This window comes from Variovorax rhizosphaerae, from assembly GCF_037889975.1.
GTDB classification, from domain to species: domain Bacteria; phylum Pseudomonadota; class Gammaproteobacteria; order Burkholderiales; family Burkholderiaceae_C; genus Variovorax; species Variovorax rhizosphaerae.
Genome location: NZ_JBBKZT010000002.1, coordinates 208,162 through 224,529 on the forward strand (window position 1 = coordinate 208,162; position 16,368 = coordinate 224,529).

General features: G+C 67.2%; 17 protein-coding genes. 10 read left to right on the top strand and 7 right to left on the bottom strand.

Annotated elements, in window-relative coordinates; translation table 11 throughout:
* Positions 1-99: 99 nt before the first annotated feature.
* Positions 100-1,494 carry a transporter gene (locus WKW82_RS04810; protein WP_422823412.1) on the top strand — a complete coding sequence of 465 codons (1,395 nt, stop codon included), beginning with the start codon at positions 100-102 and terminating at the stop codon, positions 1,492-1,494.
* 25 nt (positions 1,495-1,519) lie between these two features.
* Complete coding sequence (locus tag WKW82_RS04815; RefSeq protein ID WP_340341110.1) at positions 1,520-2,947, top strand: sigma-54 dependent transcriptional regulator; 1,428 nt, start codon at positions 1,520-1,522, stop codon at positions 2,945-2,947.
* Between the two features lie 50 nt (positions 2,948-2,997).
* Here the strand turns inward: WKW82_RS04815 and WKW82_RS04820 are convergent, their stop codons facing one another.
* On the bottom strand, positions 2,998-3,915 hold the full coding sequence (locus WKW82_RS04820; RefSeq protein ID WP_340341111.1) for an SDR family oxidoreductase: 918 nt from the start codon (positions 3,913-3,915) through the stop codon (positions 2,998-3,000).
* Positions 3,916-4,054: 139 nt separating this feature from the next.
* On the opposite strand from WKW82_RS04820, the gene WKW82_RS04825 reads away from it, so the two are divergent.
* Positions 4,055-4,414 (top strand): HPF/RaiA family ribosome-associated protein, encoded by a 360-nt coding sequence (locus tag WKW82_RS04825; RefSeq protein ID WP_340341112.1) that lies wholly within the window; start codon positions 4,055-4,057, stop codon positions 4,412-4,414.
* Positions 4,415-4,476: 62 nt separating this feature from the next.
* On the opposite strand, the gene WKW82_RS04830 is transcribed toward WKW82_RS04825, so the two are convergent.
* The 3 genes from WKW82_RS04830 to gshA all read right to left on the bottom strand — a co-directional run bounded on the left by WKW82_RS04830 (position 4,477) and on the right by gshA (position 7,739).
* Entirely contained in the window at positions 4,477-5,628 is a 1,152-nt protein-coding gene (locus tag WKW82_RS04830) for an alpha/beta fold hydrolase (RefSeq protein WP_340341113.1), read from the bottom strand.
* Positions 5,629-5,685: 57 nt separating this feature from the next.
* The gene (locus WKW82_RS04835; RefSeq protein ID WP_340341114.1) at positions 5,686-6,063 is read right to left on the bottom strand and encodes a response regulator; all 378 of its coding nucleotides are present in this window, start codon (positions 6,061-6,063) and stop codon (positions 5,686-5,688) included.
* A 122-nt stretch (positions 6,064-6,185) separates the two neighbouring features.
* Complete coding sequence (gene gshA / locus WKW82_RS04840) at positions 6,186-7,739, bottom strand: glutamate--cysteine ligase (RefSeq protein WP_340341115.1); 1,554 nt, start codon at positions 7,737-7,739, stop codon at positions 6,186-6,188.
* Between the two features lie 217 nt (positions 7,740-7,956).
* Between gshA and WKW82_RS04845 the strand changes: the two genes are divergently transcribed.
* The 3 genes from WKW82_RS04845 to WKW82_RS04855 are packed head-to-tail and all read left to right on the top strand — an operon-like array spanning position 7,957 to position 10,234.
* Positions 7,957-8,559 carry a DUF938 domain-containing protein gene (locus WKW82_RS04845; protein ID WP_340341116.1) on the top strand — a complete coding sequence of 201 codons (603 nt, stop codon included), beginning with the start codon at positions 7,957-7,959 and terminating at the stop codon, positions 8,557-8,559.
* A gap of 8 nt (positions 8,560-8,567) precedes the next feature.
* Positions 8,568-9,683: a saccharopine dehydrogenase family protein gene (locus WKW82_RS04850; RefSeq protein ID WP_340341117.1), complete on the top strand. Its 1,116-nt coding sequence runs from the start codon at positions 8,568-8,570 to the stop codon at positions 9,681-9,683.
* Positions 9,684-9,697: 14 nt separating this feature from the next.
* Positions 9,698-10,234 (top strand): DUF4166 domain-containing protein, encoded by a 537-nt coding sequence (locus WKW82_RS04855; protein WP_340341462.1) that lies wholly within the window; start codon positions 9,698-9,700, stop codon positions 10,232-10,234.
* A gap of 21 nt (positions 10,235-10,255) precedes the next feature.
* Here WKW82_RS04855 and WKW82_RS04860 read toward each other — a convergent pair whose 3' ends face one another.
* On the bottom strand, positions 10,256-10,918 hold the full coding sequence (locus WKW82_RS04860) for an alpha/beta hydrolase (RefSeq protein WP_340341118.1): 663 nt from the start codon (positions 10,916-10,918) through the stop codon (positions 10,256-10,258).
* A gap of 85 nt (positions 10,919-11,003) precedes the next feature.
* Here WKW82_RS04860 and WKW82_RS04865 point away from each other — a divergent pair, with 85 nt between their 5' ends.
* Positions 11,004-11,666: a glutathione S-transferase gene (locus tag WKW82_RS04865; RefSeq protein WP_340341119.1), complete on the top strand. Its 663-nt coding sequence runs from the start codon at positions 11,004-11,006 to the stop codon at positions 11,664-11,666.
* Here WKW82_RS04865 and WKW82_RS04870 read toward each other — a convergent pair whose 3' ends face one another.
* A complete protein-coding gene (locus WKW82_RS04870) occupies positions 11,667-12,086 on the bottom strand; it encodes a hypothetical protein (protein WP_340341120.1) in 420 nt (139 codons plus the stop codon).
* Between the two features lie 155 nt (positions 12,087-12,241).
* On the opposite strand from WKW82_RS04870, the gene WKW82_RS04875 reads away from it, so the two are divergent.
* Both WKW82_RS04875 and WKW82_RS04880 read left to right on the top strand, forming a co-directional pair.
* Positions 12,242-14,332, top strand: a complete 2,091-nt coding sequence (locus WKW82_RS04875; protein ID WP_340341121.1) for a prolyl oligopeptidase family serine peptidase — start codon at positions 12,242-12,244, stop codon at positions 14,330-14,332.
* A complete protein-coding gene (locus WKW82_RS04880; protein WP_340341122.1) occupies positions 14,323-14,529 on the top strand; it encodes a hypothetical protein in 207 nt (68 codons plus the stop codon). The genes WKW82_RS04875 and WKW82_RS04880 overlap by 10 nt, the downstream gene beginning before the upstream one ends.
* 1 nt (position 14,530) lies before the next feature.
* Here the strand turns inward: WKW82_RS04880 and WKW82_RS04885 are convergent, their stop codons facing one another.
* The gene (locus tag WKW82_RS04885) at positions 14,531-15,415 is read right to left on the bottom strand and encodes a LysR substrate-binding domain-containing protein (RefSeq protein WP_340341123.1); all 885 of its coding nucleotides are present in this window, start codon (positions 15,413-15,415) and stop codon (positions 14,531-14,533) included.
* 186 nt (positions 15,416-15,601) lie between these two features.
* Between WKW82_RS04885 and WKW82_RS04890 the strand changes: the two genes are divergently transcribed.
* A complete protein-coding gene (locus WKW82_RS04890) occupies positions 15,602-16,351 on the top strand; it encodes an SDR family NAD(P)-dependent oxidoreductase (RefSeq protein ID WP_340341124.1) in 750 nt (249 codons plus the stop codon).
* Positions 16,352-16,368 lie beyond the last annotated feature (17 nt).

The window sequence follows — 16,368 nt, forward strand, 5'->3', positions numbered from 1 at the left end:
TTTGTTTACCTTTGTTTTCAAATACTTCTTGCCACGTTTTGAGTGAAACACTTACGCTCTCGCCTGCTACCTCACACCTAGAAACAAATGAGGGACAAGATGACGACTTTTCACCCGCAAAAGTTGCGCGCGCTGGTGGTGGCGTGCTCTTCACTGGCCTGTGCAAGTGCATTCGCCCAGTCGGGATCGACAGCGAATAGTCCGGGGAGTAGCGCGAAGGCCCCTGCAAAAAGTACCAGGCCGGCCTCGGGACGGGAAAGCGTGCTGCAGCGCCAGGTCAACGCACAAGGGCAACAGATCGAGGCGCTGAAGAAGCAGGTGGCCGAGCAGGATTCGCGCTACCGCGAACTGCAGGAGCGCCTGGACAAGGACGCCGCGCGCACGGCCAGCGGGCCCGCTCGGCCAAGCGCGGCGGCGGCATTCGGCGGCGCCGCCGTCGCGCCCGGCGCGAAGCCCTCAGCCGGCGCCCCGCCCGCGGAGGACGGTGAGCGCCCGGTGCGCGTGGGCGTCGCGCCGGCCGCCACGCCCGAGCCGCAAGCACCGGTAGCGCAGTTGTTCGACGAACCGAGCGTGCTCACGCCGCGCGGCCGCTTCACGCTCGAACCCTCGCTGCAGTACGGCTACTCGTCCAGCAACCGCGTGGCACTGGTCGGCTACACGGTGATCCCGGCGATCCTGATCGGCCTGATCGACGTGCGCGAGCAGAAGCGCAGCACCTTTGTCGCCGGCCTGACCGGTCGCTGGGGCGTGACCAGCCGGATGGAACTGGAACTGAAGGTGCCTTACGTCGCGCGCTCGGATTCCACCGTCAGCCGCGCGGTCGGAGCCGGCGCGGCGGTGGACAACGTCTTCAACACCAAGGGCAATGCCATCGGCGACGTGGAAGCCGCCATGCGCTATCAGTTGAACGCCGGCAAGGACGGCTGGCCCTACATGGTCGGCGGGCTGCGCTTCAAGTCGCGCACCGGCACCGATCCGTTCGACGTCGTGACCGATTGCCAGATCCGCTGCATCGGCGGCACCAACGCCTCCGGGACCGGGCTGCCGACCGAACTGCCGACCGGCTCGGGCTTCTATTCCTTGCAGCCCAGCCTGACCTGGCTCTTCCCGACCGACCCCGCCGTGTTCTTCGGCGGCATCAACTACACCTACAACTTCAAACGCAACGACGTGAGCCGCAAGGTGCTGAACGGCGGTATCGAGCAGCTTGGCGACATCAAGCCGGGCGATGCATGGGGCCTGAACGTGGGCATGGGCCTGGCGCTGAACGACCGGTCCTCCTTCAGCCTGGGCGTGGAGCTGTATTCCGTTGGCCCGACCAAGCAGAACGGCCAATCGGTGTCGGGCTCGGTGCGCACCCAACTGGCCTCGCTGCTGCTGGGCTATTCCTACCGCATGACCGATCGCCAGACACTGAACGTGTCGATTGGCGCCGGCCTGACGCGCGACACGCCAGACCTGACGCTGACCGTTCGGGTGCCTTTCTCCTTCTAAAGTCTTGGCCCACCGGGCCACCCCCATGCAACCGCAACACATCCTTTGCCTGAACCTGGAAGGCGACGCCGACACCGCGACGACGCAGCTCTCCGCGAACGGCTGGACCGTCACGCAGGCACGCGACGTGGGCTCTGCCGTGCGCATCCTCACGCACGGCAGCTTTCATGTCGGCCTGCTGATCGTCGGCGCCAAGCTGGGCGTGCCGGCCTCCGCCGTGGAGGCGCTGGTGGCCGCGTCGGACACCACGCAGTGGGTCGCGCTGTGCCAACCCGAGGCGCTGGAATCGGCCGAGTTCCGCGACCTGGTGCTCAACTGCTTCTTCGACGAACAAGTGCTGCCAGTCGACTGGGGTGACCTCTCCATGATGCTCGGCCACGCGCGCCAGCGCGGCCTGCTCAAGCGCCGCCACCGGTCCGACTCGCGTTGCGTCGACGCGCTGGGCATGGTCGGCCAGGGCACGGACATGACGCGCCTGCGCTCCGAGATCCGCAAGGTGGCGCAAACCGAGGCGCCGGTGCTCATCGGCGGCGAAAGCGGCAGCGGCAAGGAACTGGCGGCGCGTGCCATCCATCAATGCTCGCCACGCGCGTCCGGGCCCTTCGTGGTGGTGAATTGCGGCGCCATCGCACCGACGCTGATCCAGTCGGAACTGTTCGGCCATGAGCGCGGCGCGTTCACCGGCGCGTCGGCGGAACGGCGCGGGCTGATCGAGGCAGCCAGCGGCGGCACGATCTTCCTCGACGAGATCGGCGACCTGCCGCTGGAGCTGCAGACCAACCTCCTGCGCTTCCTGCAGGAGAAGACCATCAACCGCGTGGGCGCCGTGCGCAACCTGCATGTCGACGTGCGCGTGGTGGCTGCATCGCACGTGAATCTGGCGGAAGCGGTGGCCGTGGGCCAGTTCCGCGAGGACCTGTTCTACCGGCTCAATGTGCTGTCGATCGACGTGATGCCACTGCGGCGGCGCATGGAAGACGTGCCGATCCTGGCCGAGCATTTCTTCCAGCGCTGCGCTGCCAAGAGCCGAACGCATGCGCGCGGCTTCAGCCGGCAGTCGATGGAGGCGATGCAGGCCCACACCTGGCCCGGCAATGTGCGCGAGCTGTTCAACCGCGTGCAGCGCGCGGTGGTGATGACCGACCGCCGCCTGATCGCGCCGGCCGACCTGGGCCTGTCGATGGCCGACAGCACCATCGGCATGGCGCTGAACACCGCGCGGATCACCGCCGAGCGCGACGTGATCTGCCTCACGCTGAACCGCGTGGGCCGCAACATCACGCATGCGGCGCGCGAGCTGGGCGTGTCGCGCATGACGCTCTACCGGCTCATGGACAAGCACAGCATCGCGCTGGAGGCGGAGCCCCGGCAGCCAGCGTCGTCATGGGGTGCGCCGGCCAAGCCGATTCGCACGACGTCGACGAGCGTGACGGGGTTCGGGACGACGCCGTAGCGGGCATCAATGCCGGTCCGGCGATTCGCCCCCCGGCTCGGCACTTCTGACTAGGCCAGGGCCTTCGCCGCCGCCATCGCCTTGCCGATTTCCACCGTGCCTTGCGCCGACCCGCTCATCGGCACTTGCTCGCCCTCCCGGTCGGTCACCTCGGCCATGCGGGCCACGAGTTCCTCGGGCGCATCGGGGGCGATGCCGATGTAGGCACCCTGGGTCAGCGTGATGTGGGCCGCCTCGAAGGAGCCGGCGCCGGCGCAGAGGATGGCGCGCGTCGGCGCATCCTGCGCGGCCAGCACCAGCATGGCAGGCACCACGCCTTCAGGCTTCAGGGCTTCCAGCACTTCGGCGGGCATCAGGTCCTCGGTCATGCGCGTGGCGGCGGTGGGCGCCAGGCAGTTGACGCGGATGTTGTTCTTGGCGCCTTCGATGCTCAGCGTCTGCATCAGGCCGACCAGCGCCATCTTGGCCGCGCCGTAGTTGCTCTGGCCGAAGTTGCCGTACAGGCCCGAGGACGAGGTGGTCATGACGATGCGGCCGTACTTCTGCTCGTTCATCAGCGCCCAGACGGCCTTGGTGCAGTTCACCGCACCCATCAGGTGGACGTCCATCACCAGCTTGAAATCGGCCAGTTCCATCTTGGCGAAGCTCTTGTCGCGCAGAATGCCGGCGTTGTTGACGAGGATGTCGACGCGGCCCCAGGCATCCACGGCCTGCTGGACCATGGCTTGCACGGCTTCGAAGTCGGTGACCGATGCGCCGTTGGCGATGGCTTCGCCGCCGGCAGCCCTGATCTCGTCGACCACGGCCTGTGCCGCACTGACCGAGCCGCCCGAGCCGTCGCGTGCGCCGCCCAGGTCGTTCACCACCACCTTGGCGCCGCGCGCCGCAAGGGCCAATGCATGCTGACGGCCGAGTCCGCCACCTGCGCCGGTGACGATGGCCACGCGGCCCTTGAATTCGATTGACATATTGCTCCTGTAAGTGATCGGGCTGCGCCCATGCCAGAAAGCATCGAATTTAAGGCAGGCGCAAGCCGGAAGCGGTCACATCGGTTCATGATGGGGCAGGCAAACCGCCGAAAGTGTTGAATTGGACTGAGGAGGCACCATGCAGATTCAAGTGAACGCCAGCAATGGCATCGAGAACAAGGACGCGCTGGAGCGTTGGGCGGACGGGGAAATCAAGGGCACGCTGTCGCGCTTCGCGGAAGAAGTCACGCGTGTCGAAGTGCACCTGAGCGACGAGACAACCGGCAAGAGCGGCGGCGGCGACAAGCGCTGCACGATGGAGGCCCGGCTCGCGCACCACCAGCCGGTGGCCGTCACGCACGACGCGCCTTCGCAGGACGAAGCCTTCCGCGGCGCACTGGCCAAGCTCAAGCGCATGGTCGAACACACGCTGGACCGCATCGAAGGCCGCCGCGACCGCGACTCGATCAGGAAGGACGTGGATATCGCGCCGGAGTGAAGCGGCGTCAGGGAGGCCCTGACCAGGTTCATCGGCTGGCGCTGATCAGCGTCTCCGCACGCTCAGGCCAGCCCTGCCAGGAAATCGGCCAGAAGCCGGTTGACCGCCTCGGGCTGCTCCTGCTGCACCCAGTGACCGGCGCCGTCGATGAGGTGCACCGATTGAATGTCGGTGCAGGATCTTCGCTGCATCGCTTCGAAGGCGCCTGGCACCTGGTGGACGCCCCAGTCCTGGTGTCCGGCGATGAAGCAGGCGGGCACGTCGATGGTCTTGCCCGCGAAAGTCTGCAACTCGGCAGCGAAGCGCGGCGAGATGCCGCAGCGGTACCACTGCAGGCCGCCCTGGAAGCCATTGCGCATGTACTCGGCGGTGTAGACCTTCAAGGCGTCGTCGGGCAACCACTTGCACGCGGCGATCACGTCGGGGGATGGCATCTCGGCGGCGACCGTGGCGGCCATGCCTGGCGCCTTGTCCATCACGTAGTAGGTGGGCAGTCGAGCCAGCGCTTCGGCAGTCAGGCCGGGCAGCGGGTGGGGCTGGTTGCCGGGCCAGTCGGCGCTCTTGTGGTGGTAGTAGGCGCGCAGGAAGTCGTGCACGCCTTGCGGCGCGCCGTGCATGTCGGGATTGGCCTCGGGGGTGGCGTAGTACCACTGGTAGTGCTTGCGAGGACGCGGGAGCGCAGCCAACGCCTCCAGCACCTCGGCCATCGGCGCACGGGCGGATGTGGGTTGTCCGACGGTGTCGAAGGGCAGGGCCGGTGGGCCGGCAAAGGGTGCGCTCATCAGCACGACCGAGCGGAACACGTGGGGACGCAGCAGGGCACACCATGCCGCGACTGGCGAACCAAAGTCATGGCCCACCACCGCCGCTACATGACGATGGCCGAGCGCGAATACCAAACCCAACACATCGCGCACCAGGTTCAGCATGCGGAAGGATGCGAGGTCGCCTTCGTAGCGCGCATCCCAGCCCGTGGTGCGGCCGTAGCCGCGCTGGTCCGGGGCGATCACATGGAAGCCCAGCGCCGCCAGCGGCAACATCTGGTGGCGCCAACTGAAGGCCAGTTCCGGAAAGCCGTGCAGCAGCACGACCAGCGGGCGACCGGGTTGCTCGAAGCCGGCTTCGAGCCAGTGCATCTGCAGGCCATTGCCGTTGTCGGCGAAACGAGAGCGCACGCCGTCGGGCAGCGGCAAGAGGGCCAGGATTGGAGGCATGGCGACGACTGTAGCCGGCGCGGCGCAGGCCGGGCCACTCGTCCGAACATCACTGTGTCAATGCTTGGCGCGACGCGACTCGAGCCAGTCGACCAGCAAGTCGAGTTCGGATGACTTGTCAAAGAAGGCATCGACGCCAAGCGCATGCGAGCGTTCCCGCATCTCGACAGTGGCGTAGTTGGTGAGCACGACGACCTGCTGGTTGGCCGCGCGGTCACGGCAGGCCTTGATGACGCCGAAGCCGTTGCCCTGCAACAGGAACAGATCGACGATCGCCAGTTCCCAGTCATCCCTGTGGGAATGCAACCAGGCGACGGCCTCGTTCTCCGAAGCGGCGCAGGCCACGACCTCGGCCTCGCCCACGTCCTCGAGGAAGCCCACCAGGTTGTCCCGGATCAAAGCGCTATCTTCCACGAGGTACGTCTTGCAAGCCATGCATGCAGCATGCGCGCACGCCATCGAAAGGTCAGTGGGTGATGCGGTTCAAAATGGGTAGGCGCCCGCCTACTGCACGGAAGGCAAGTGCCTGCCTCGATGCCCGCAACGGGCCGACGAACTCAAGCAGCTACCACCGCCCGACTCCGAATCCCCAGCCGCGTCGGCGAAACGTACTGCTCCCGGTAGATTTCGAAGGGCATCGTGTCCGCCGCCTCGATCGCCTTCTGCGCATCGAGGGAGTCCTGCGTCATCTGCTCGAAATGCGCGAGCTGGTGCGGCTCCAGCGGCAGGTCGAGGATGGCCTTGCGCGTGTGTTCGGACTGCGCGCGCACGAAGCCGATGAAGGAGTTGTAGTGCTCGGAGGCCATCGCCGCAAGCACGCGCGCCGAGGGCAGGCTGTCGGGATCCCGAAGGCCCACCGTCGCCGCAGCCAGCGCATCCGCATAGTCATGCCCGCCATGCGCCGCGTCGAGCGCAGCGGCAATCGGTGCGAACTCGCCAACCAGCATCGCGCCCCATTCGGCGAGCGTCACCTCGACACCCGCTTGACGCAGCTTCAACCCCGGCTCACGGCCGCGCGCCGCGGTCAGGTGCTGGTTGTGCGCCAGTTCGGCGATTTCCTGCGGCGTGTCATCGGGGCTGTCGCTGAGCAGGCAGTGCAGCAGGAACACGTCGATGAAGCGCATGGTCTGCGCCGAGATGCCGACCGGCTCGAAGGGGTCGAGGTCCATCAGCCGCACTTCGACGTATTCCACGCCGCGCTCGCGCAGCGCATGCAGCGGGCGCTCGCCCGAATAGATCACGCGCTTGGGGCGGATGGTGCCGTAGAACTCGTTCTCGATCTGCAGCAGGCTGGTGGCGAGCTGGTTGTAGTCGCCGCCGAGGTTCTGGATGCCGATGGCCTCATAGGCGGGCCAGGGCTTGGTCAGGGCCTCCTGCAGCGAGGCGCCATAGCCGTCCAGGCTGTTGTAGCTCACTGCCAGCGAAGCCTGCGCCTCGCTCTGGTAGCCCAGGCGGCCCATGCGCAGCGAGGTGCCGTGCGGCATGTACATGGTGCCGCCGTCGCCCAGCGGCTGCAGCTCGTGCGGACGGCCGGCGACGAAGGTCGAGCACAGCGCGGGCGAGGCGCCGAACAGGTACAGCAGCAGGAAAGCATGCCGGCGGAAGTTGCGGATCAGCGCGAAGTACTGTTCGCTCGACACATCGGGCAGCGACCAGTTGTAGTGGATGCCCGAGATGGTCTGCATGCGCCGCCCATAGCGGTGGCTCAGGCCCATGCGGTAGACGCTCTTGGCGCGGCCGACGTTGGACGAGCCGTAGCGGCCGATCGGAATGGTCTCGTCGGTCGGCAGGCCGCAGGGCATGCTCGACACCCACATGCGTTCGTCGCCCTGCTCGGCCAGCACGCGGTAAGTGAATTGATGGACTTGCACCAGCTCGTCGAGGGCGGCCTCGGGGCTGGCATGGACGCCGGTGATCAGTTCGAGCTGGGATTCGCTGAAGTCGGTCGTGATGTGCGGATGCGTGAGTGCCGAACCCAACGCCAACGGATGGGGCGTGGCCGCGAGCTTGCCGTCGGCCTGGGCCCGCAAGCTCTCCTTCTCGATGCCGCGCCGGATTCCCTTCAGCCGCGCGGGCGAGAGCGCGTTCAACCGCTCCGTCAATTTGCTCATAGGTTCTTGTCCAACTCGGTTCTTTTGTGGGGCAGGAAGGTAGCACGGGCCGGCGATGCCCGCTGGCGTACGTTTGATGGCCGGGTGCTGGCTCGGGACACCGATGCGTACAAGGACGGGCGCCACCCTGTTTTACCAGCAGACGAGGACCGCGCCAGATGGACGCGGGCGGCTATTTTCTCATTGAAACAAGTCGGCGCCGGGTACAGTGCCCGGCATGCCCCACCAGCGCCTGTCCAGCCCCGCCGCCGAGCGCAATGCGCAACCGATTCTCGACGTGCTGCGGCGCCTGTTGCCCGCCGAGGCTCGCGTGCTCGAGATTGCCAGCGGCACCGGCCAGCATGCGGCCTTCTTCGCCGCGGCGATGCCGGGCTGGCAGTGGCAGCCGAGCGATGGTGATGCGCAGTCGCTGGATTCGATCGACGCATGGCGCGCGGGCGCGGCCAACGTGGAGCCACCCGTCTTGCTCGACGTGATGGCCGGCGACTGGCCGGTGCGCGGGCCTTTCGACGCGGTGTTCTGCGCGAACATGCTGCACATCTCGCCCTGGGCCACCTGCGCGGCATTGATGCGCGGCGCGGCGCAGGTGCTGAAGACGGGCGGCCTGCTGGTCACCTATGGGCCGTATTTGCAGGACGGCGTCGAAACGGCGCCGGGCAACGTCGCCTTCGATAGCAGCCTGCGCGCGCGCAATCCAGCCTGGGGGATTCGTCGAATCGAGGACGTGGCGCTGGAGGCCCGTGCGGTCGGCTTCCAGCTTCTCCAGACGACGCCCATGCCGGCCAACAATCTGACCCTCGCGTTCGGCCGTCCCGGCTGATCCCGACCATGGATCGCTATCGGGTCCTGGTGATCGGGGGCTATGGTTTCTTTGGCCGCAGGCTGGTGGAAGGGCTGGCACGACAGGAGGGCCTGCATGTGACGGTCGCGGGGCGCTCTTCGGCGCAGGCCGAGGCGCTGGTGGCCGAGCTGGGTCCGCAGGCGCTTGCGAGGCTGGCCAGCGTCGAACTGGATGCGATGGCGGATTCGCTGCCGCGCCTGTTGCTGCAATTGCGGCCGGATCTTGTCATCCACACGTCCGGTCCGTTCCAGGGGCAGGACTATCGCGTCGCCCTCGCCTGCGTGTCAGCCGGCGCGCACTACGTTGATCTGGCCGACGGGCGAGACTTCGTGCAAGGCATCGGCGCGCTGGATGCGAGCGCGAAAGACGCGGGCGTGCTGGTGACGAGCGGGGCCAGTTCCGTCCCCGCGCTGTCATCGGCAGTGGTCGACCGGCTCGCGCGGGGCATGCGTGAAGTCGCGTTCATCGACATCGGCATCAGCCCGGGCAACAAGACCGAGCGCGGGCTGTCCACGGTGGCCGGCATCCTGAGCTATTGCGGCAAGCCGATTCCTCCGAGCGGCGGTCGCGAGGTGTTCGGCTGGTCGGGCGCGTATCGACACCGCTATCCGGCGCCGGTCGGGTCACGGCTGCTGTCGCCTTGCGATGTGCCCGATCTGGCGCTGCTGCCGGGGCGTTATGCGGGGCAGCCGGCGGTGCGCTTCGGTGCGGGGCTGGAGCTGCCGTTTCTCCATCACGGCATGAACCTGATGGCTTGGCTCGTGCGCATCGGGCTGGTAGACGACTGGTCGGCCTACGCGAACTTGCTGAAGCGCGCAGCCGACCTGTTCAAGACCTGGGGCTCGGACGCGGGCGCCATGCATGTGTCGGTGATTGGCACGGACGACCAAGGCGCGGCGGTGCAAAGGCACTGGGCACTCGTCGCAACGGACGGCGATGGCCCTTACGTGCCAACGCTCGCCGCGTCGGCGCTGGCGCGCAAGCTGGCGACGGGCACGCTTCGCACGGCAGGCGCATTGCCGTGCATGGGGCTGCTCTCGCTGGAGGATTTCGCGGAGGAGGCGCAGGGCCTGAAGATCAGCATGGCCGGGGTTGCTGGATGACTGGCGTGGCGTCGATGTACGAGCGCGCGATGGGCGACGAGTTTCACCGCCTCGATGCGGCTGTTCAACGATTCCATCGACTGGCCGGCAAGCATGAACTGGAGGGTCGGGTCGAAACCATCGCGCCTCGATCGGTCATCGGAAAGCTGCTCGCGCTGTGCCTCGGCACACCCCGTCGTTCGCAACAGGGGCCGATTCGATTCGAGCTGGACGCCAGCCCGGCGGCCGAGACCTGGGTGCGTCACTTCCCGGGCAAAGTGATGGCCTCCAATTTCCGGCCTCAGGGCCGCGAGATCATCGAATCGCTTGGCGCCGCGCGCCTGGCGTTCGAACTGCATGAGCGCGATGGCGCATTGGTGATGAGGCTTCTGCGCATGCACTTCATCGGCATACCTTGCCCCCGATGGTTGATGCCGCGAATCGTGGCCGAAGAGCGCGGGCGCCATGACCGGCTGGACTTCGCCGTCTCCGCTTCGGTGCGCCTGGTGGGCAAGGTCGCGGACTACCGCGGTCACCTCGTGTTGCCGTCGGCTACCGCGGTCGCACGATGAGCGCGAGCACCCTGCCGTGAATCAGGCCAGCACCTTTCGCAGCCACGTCCCCAAGTCCGCGATTTCCTCCAGGCACACCGAATGCTCCATCGGGTATTCGTGCCACTCGATCGCATAGCCCAGCGCCTCCAGTGCGTCGCGCGAGGCGGTGGCGCGCGGCATCACCACCACGCCATCGTGCTGGCCGTGCGCCATGAAGATCGGCACGTCGCGGTTCATGGAGGTGGCCTCGGCGGCCGTCGTCGAAGCCAGCGGCAGGTAGCCCGACAGCGCGACGATGCCTGCGAGCCGCTCGGCATGGCGCAGGCCCGTGAGCAGCGCCATCGCGCAACCTTGCGAGAAGCCGGCGACCACGATGCGGCTGGCCGGGATGCCGCGCGTCTTCTCCTTCGCGATCAAGGCCTCGATACTGGCCATCGAACGTCGCAGGCCCGCCTCGTCCTCGCGCTTGTCGCCGATCGGCCCGTAGATGTCATACCAGGCCGGCATCGGATAGCCGTTATTGATGGTGACCGGCATCACCGGCGCGTTGGGGAACACGAAGCGGACCGGGCCGATGCCGCCCAGTTCGAGTTCATTGCAGATCGGCACGAAGTCATTGCCGTCGGCGCCGAGGCCGTGCATGAGGATGACCGACGCAGTGGGGCGCGGGCCGGTTTCGATTTCGATGGGGGCGAGGGACATGGTGTGGTGTGACTTGGGTGGGTGCCGGAGATGTGGCGGATGGGTGCCGGAATCGGCGTGGCCGCGATTTTGTAGCATCGCGCCAATGCCCGCCCTGCCCACCGCCCTGCCCGTCCTGTACTCCTTCCGCCGCTGCCCCTACGCCATGCGCGCACGCTTTGCGTTGATGGCAAGCGGCGAGCGTTGCGAACTGCGCGAGGTCGTGCTGCGCGACAAGCCCGCCGAGTTGCTTGCGGCGTCGCCCAAGGGGACTGTGCCGGTGCTGGTCGAGACCAGCGGCACGGTGATCGAGCAGAGCCTGGACATCATGCAGTGGGCGCTGGATCGCCACGACCCCGCGCGGTGGCTGCAGCCCGAGCGGGGCACGCTGGCCGAAATGCTGGCGCTGGTCGCACGATGCGATGGGGACTTCAAGCAGCAGCTCGACCGCTACAAGTACCCGAACCGATTCGAAGGCGCGGACGCCACCGCGCATCGTGGCAACGGCGCGCAGTTCCTCGCCGAACTTGATCTGCTGCTGCGCGGCACGCCGCATCTGTTCGGCCACCACCCTGCCCTGGCGGACTACGCCATCGCGCCCTTCGTGCGCCAGTTCGCGCAGACTGACCTCGCCTGGTTCACGGCGCAACCGTGGACGGCATTGCAAGCCTGGCTCGTCGCGCTGACCGAATCCGCGTTGTGGACCGGCGCGACGCAGAAGTACGCGGTGTGGAAGAGCGGTCAGGCGGGCGTCGTGTTCCCGGCATAGTCACCGCTTCGCCGCATCCCGGCAGCGCTGCAGATTGGCATCGAATTTCGCCCCCATCCCAGGCTCGCATTCACTGCCCTTGGGCATCACGCGGCAGAGGCCGACGATGACGAATTCGTTCACCGCGTCGGTGCACATCGAGTAACGCGCGAGGTCGGGGTTGGCCGACGTCTTGAAGCCCCATGCGCTGGAGAACTCGATCATGCGGCCCATGGCCTGTTCGAAGTAGTCGCGGTCGCGTTCCTTGACGGCGTTGTCCATCTGCGGCAGTTCGTTGTCCAGGAAGCGCACGGCGGCGGCTGGAAACCCGTCGACCGGCGATTGCGCCTGCGCACCTGGCGCAAGCGCGCCCATGAGTGCCAGCGCGGCGATGGAGTGCGCGGCCGAATGAAACAGGTTGCGAATTGGCATGCGTTGCATGAGGTGTATTCGACTCGAATGGAGCGCGGATTGTCCAACAGGCCGGGGCACACGGTGAGACCCCATCAACCAAGTCCCTCGCACGTCGCGCATCCGCATGCAGGGAGGCGGCTCACACTGCGGCCTCGAGGCCCCTTGCTTGTTAAGCTCCCTCGATGCCCGTGCCGCCCATCCCCGCCAACCTCCCCACCTTGCAGGCTCCGGACGACGATCCGCACCGGTGGCTCGAGGACATCGACGCACCGGCCGCCGTGCAATGGGCCGATGCCCAGTCGGGTCGCACCCTGGCCGCGTTCGGCGACGCACGCTTCGCACAGGACCGCGATGCCCTGCAGGCCATCTACGACCGTGACGACAACCTGCCGATGATCACGCGGCGTGGCACGCTGCTGTTCAATTTCTGGAAAGACGCGAAGCACCCGCGCGGCATCTGGCGCACCACGACGATGGACCGCTTCAGGGCCGGCAAGCCTGAATGGGACCTGCTGCTCGACCTCGACGCGCTGGCCGCGGCCGAAGGTGAGGACTGGGTCTGGGGCGGCGCCAGCACCCTGCCGCGCACGCACGACCGGGCGATGCTGCGCCTGTCGCGCGGCGGCGGCGATGCCGTGGTACTGCGCGAGTTCGACATCGCATCGCGCAGCTTCGTCACCGGCAACGACGCCTTCACGCTGCCCGCCTCCAAGGGTGGCGTCGAATGGCTGGACCGCGACACCTTGCTGTTGCTCTCCGCGCTCGGCGAAGACAACTCCACGCAGTCGGGCTACGGCCGCAAGGTGTGGCGCTGGCAGCGCGGCGCCGATCCGCTGCAGTCCCCGTTGCTGTTCGAGGTGCCGGCCACGCACTTGTCCGCGGGCATGCAGGCGGGCCGCACCGGCGAGCGCGAATGCGTCTGGTATGTCGCCCGGCCGGACCTTCGCAAGCTGGTGCTGTGGATGGGCGACCGCCACGGCCCGAAGACGCTCATCGACATCCCTGCCGACGCCATCCCCGAGATCTACGAGGACTGGATGGTGCTGCGACTGCGCAGCGACTGGACCCTGGGCGACACCCCATGGCGCGAAGGCAGCGTGCTCGGCATCGGCCTCGCCGCGTACATCAGCGGCAGCCGTGCCATGGACCTGCTCTTCGAGCCGTCGGACCGGCGTGCCGTGCAGGGCTTCTCGTGGACCGGCGGGCAGATGCTGCTGTCGATCCTCGACAACCTGAACCCTGTGTTCCAACGCTGGACGCCGTCGGCGCAAGGCTGGACGCTCACCACGGTCACCGGCCTGCCCGAAGGCGGCACCGCCTACCTCTGGCCGCTCGATGCCTGCGAGGAAGAATCGAACGGCGAAGCGCTCGCGATGTGCCTGGGCCCGCTCACGCCCGAGTCGCTCTACCTGCTGCCCGCCGATGCCGGCAGCGCGCAACTGTTGCAACGTGCACCCGAACGCTTCGATGCACGCGGCCTGGTCACCACGCGGCACGAGGCCATCTCGACCGACGGCGTCGCCATCCCTTACACGATGACCGGCCCGGTTGACCCGACGCTGCACGAACCCGGCCGCGCGCCCGTGCACCTGTACGGCTACGGCGGCTTCGGTGTCTCGGTGCTGCCGGGCTACAACGCATCGATCGGCAAGCTCTGGCTGGAGCGCGGCGGCGTGTCGGTGGTGGCGCAGATCCGCGGCGGCGGCGAGTTCGGCCCGGCCTGGGAAGACGCCGGCCGGCGCGCGGGCAAAAGGCAGTCACATGACGATTTCGCGGCGGTCGCGGCCGACCTGGTTCGGCGCGGCGTGACCGTGCCCAAGCGAATTGCAGCCGAGGGCGGCTCCAACGGCGGCCTGCTCATCACCAACATGCTGACGCGCTACCCGGAACGCTTCGGCGCGCTGTTCTGCACCATCCCGCTGGTCGACATGCGGCGCTACAACAAGCTGCTGGCGGGGGCGAGCTGGGTGGCCGAATATGGCGATCCCGACGTCGCCGAGGACTGGGCTTTCCTGCAGCACCTGTCGGCCTACCACTGCGCGGAGCCGGGCCATGGCTACCCGCCCATCCTGCTGGCCAGCAATCGCCGCGACGATCGCGTGCATCCCGGCCATGCGCGCAAGATGGCTGCGAAACTGCAAGCCATGGTGCAGCCCGCGTGGCTGCTGGAACTCGACGCCGGCGGCCATGCCTACGGCAAGAACAACGCCGAGCGGGCCACCTTCACGGCCCTCGGCTACGCCTTCCTCCGGAGATCGATCGAATGGCAATGAAAGACAACGCGCAACTATTGCCTCGTGGCATCGCCTGCATCCTGATCGGCCTGGCCGTGCTGCTGGCGCCGAGCTACCTGCAGTCGCAGGCCTACCGCGAGATGTTCGCCGGCGCCTACGTGGTCGGCTGGTTCGCCATCGTGCTGGGCGTGGCGCTGATCGTGGTGGGACTGGTCAAGCGGGCCAAGGGGCGCTGACTCACCCCCTGGCGGCTTCAGCGTGGATCCATCCCACGAAAGCCTCCACGGAAGGCCGCTTCGCATGCCGCGGCGGGTACACCACGAAGTGCGCCTTGACCTTGATCGCTTGGTCAAGGCCGAATACCGGCTTGAGCTTGCGCTCGGCGATGTGCCTGGCGGCAATCGTCGTGCTTTCCAACGCGACGCCCAGTCCCTGCGTTGCGGCATCGAGTGACATCTGGGCGCGGTCGAACCGCACGGCAAACCATTCCGGCGCGCGCTTGTCGCTGAACTGCGCGAACCAGTCCGACCACTGCACCACGCTGACGTTGCTCTGGATCAGCTTCACTGTGAAGAGTTGCTCGATGCGCTTCAGGCCATGCTGCTTGATGAACTCAGGGCTGGCGAGCGGCACGATGCGCTCCTCGAACAGCGGTTCCACCACCAGGTCCGGCCAGTTCGGAATGCCGTAGCGGATGTCGACGTCGGACTGGCCCAGCGTGAAGTCGCTCGGCGTGTGCGCGGCTGACAGGTTGAGCGAGATGTCTGGCCAGGCCTGCGCGAAGCCGCGCAGCCGGTGCATCAACCACAGGCTCGCGATGCTGGGCGCCGAGTGCACATAGAGGCTGTTGCTGACACCCTGCCGCAGGTCCTCCGTGGCCGATGCGATGGCCTGCAGCGCACCCCCCACTTTCGACAGGTACATCTCCCCCGCCACGCTGAGACGCACGCCGTGCGCGCTGCGCTCGAACAGCCGCACCCCCAGGTGCGCCTCCAGGCGCGAGACCTGGTGGCTGATCGCCGAGGCGGTGAGGTGCAACTCCGACGCTGCGAGCGCAAAGCTTCGCCGGCGCGCCACCGCTTCGAAGGCTTGCAGGTTGGTGACGGCGGGCAAAGAGGACATAGGGTCAACCCGGTCGTTGGATGATGAAACGTCATCTTAGGCTGAAAACACATCGCTTGTCGTCATGCATCCATCTGACGACCATTGGCCCACACGAAGCAAATCCACTTCGCGCTGCAGCGGTTACCGACGACACATCGCCAATCGGGGGCCGCATCGAACCACACCACTCTGGAGACAAACCAAATGCTTCTCAAGGACAAAGTTGTCGTCATCACCGGCGGCGCCGGCCTCAACGGACTCGGGTTCGCCACGGCGCGCCTGATGGCCTCGCACGGCGCCCGCGTCGCGGTGCTCGACCTGGAGCGGGCCGACCCTGCCGCCGCGGCCGCGCAACTCGGCCCCGACCATCTCGGCATCGTGGCCGATGTCACCGACAAGGCCTCCTGCGATGCGGCCGCCGCAGCGGTGCTCAAGGCCTTCGGCCGCATCGACGCGCTTGTCAACAACGCCGGCATCACGCAGCCGGTCAAGACGCTGCAGATCAGCGGCGCAGACTACGACCGCATCCTGGACGTCAGCCTGCGCGGCACGCTCTACATGTCGCAGGCAGTGCTGCCTGCCATGCAGCAGCAGACCAGCGGATCGATCATTTGCATCTCCTCGGTCTCCGCGCAGCGCGGCGGCGGCATCCTGGGTGGCCCGCACTACTCGGCGGCCAAGGCCGGCGTGCTGGGCCTGGCGCGCGCCATGGCACGCGAGTTCGGCCCCGAGGGCATCCGCATCAACAGCATCACGCCCGGCCTGATCGGCACCGACATCATCAAGGGCAAGCTCACCGAAGAGAAGAAGGCCGAGATCGCCGAGACCATCCCGCTGGCTCGCCTGGGCCGCGCCGAGGACATCGCCGGCGCCTGCGTCTTCCTCAGCAGCGACCTCTCGCTGTACTGCACCGGCATCACGCTCGACGTGAACGGCGGCATGTTGATCCATTGAGCCATCGATCCTATTTC

Bases quoted from the DNA above. Each gene is read 5' to 3' on its own strand.
- WKW82_RS04825 (WP_340341112.1), top strand. From the start codon at position 4,055: ATGCAGATTCAAGTGAACGCCAGCAATGGCATCGAGAACAAGGACGCG.
- WKW82_RS04855 (WP_340341462.1), top strand. From the start codon at position 9,698: ATGTACGAGCGCGCGATGGGCGACGAGTTTCACCGCCTCGATGCGGCT.
- WKW82_RS04875 (WP_340341121.1), top strand. From the start codon at position 12,242: ATGCCCGTGCCGCCCATCCCCGCCAACCTCCCCACCTTGCAGGCTCCG.
- WKW82_RS04820 (WP_340341111.1), bottom strand. From the start codon at position 3,915: ATGTCAATCGAATTCAAGGGCCGCGTGGCCATCGTCACCGGCGCAGGT.
- WKW82_RS04835 (WP_340341114.1), bottom strand. From the start codon at position 6,063: ATGGCTTGCAAGACGTACCTCGTGGAAGATAGCGCTTTGATCCGGGAC.
- WKW82_RS04815 (WP_340341110.1), top strand. From the start codon at position 1,520: ATGCAACCGCAACACATCCTTTGCCTGAACCTGGAAGGCGACGCCGAC.
- WKW82_RS04885 (WP_340341123.1), bottom strand. From the start codon at position 15,415: ATGTCCTCTTTGCCCGCCGTCACCAACCTGCAAGCCTTCGAAGCGGTG.
- WKW82_RS04845 (WP_340341116.1), top strand. From the start codon at position 7,957: ATGCCCCACCAGCGCCTGTCCAGCCCCGCCGCCGAGCGCAATGCGCAA.
- WKW82_RS04860 (WP_340341118.1), bottom strand. From the start codon at position 10,918: ATGTCCCTCGCCCCCATCGAAATCGAAACCGGCCCGCGCCCCACTGCG.
- gshA (WP_340341115.1), bottom strand. From the start codon at position 7,739: ATGAGCAAATTGACGGAGCGGTTGAACGCGCTCTCGCCCGCGCGGCTG.
- WKW82_RS04890 (WP_340341124.1), top strand. From the start codon at position 15,602: ATGCTTCTCAAGGACAAAGTTGTCGTCATCACCGGCGGCGCCGGCCTC.
- WKW82_RS04880 (WP_340341122.1), top strand. From the start codon at position 14,323: ATGGCAATGAAAGACAACGCGCAACTATTGCCTCGTGGCATCGCCTGC.
- WKW82_RS04865 (WP_340341119.1), top strand. From the start codon at position 11,004: ATGCCCGCCCTGCCCACCGCCCTGCCCGTCCTGTACTCCTTCCGCCGC.
- WKW82_RS04870 (WP_340341120.1), bottom strand. From the start codon at position 12,086: ATGCAACGCATGCCAATTCGCAACCTGTTTCATTCGGCCGCGCACTCC.
- WKW82_RS04850 (WP_340341117.1), top strand. From the start codon at position 8,568: ATGGATCGCTATCGGGTCCTGGTGATCGGGGGCTATGGTTTCTTTGGC.
- WKW82_RS04810 (WP_422823412.1), top strand. From the start codon at position 100: ATGACGACTTTTCACCCGCAAAAGTTGCGCGCGCTGGTGGTGGCGTGC.
- WKW82_RS04830 (WP_340341113.1), bottom strand. From the start codon at position 5,628: ATGCCTCCAATCCTGGCCCTCTTGCCGCTGCCCGACGGCGTGCGCTCT.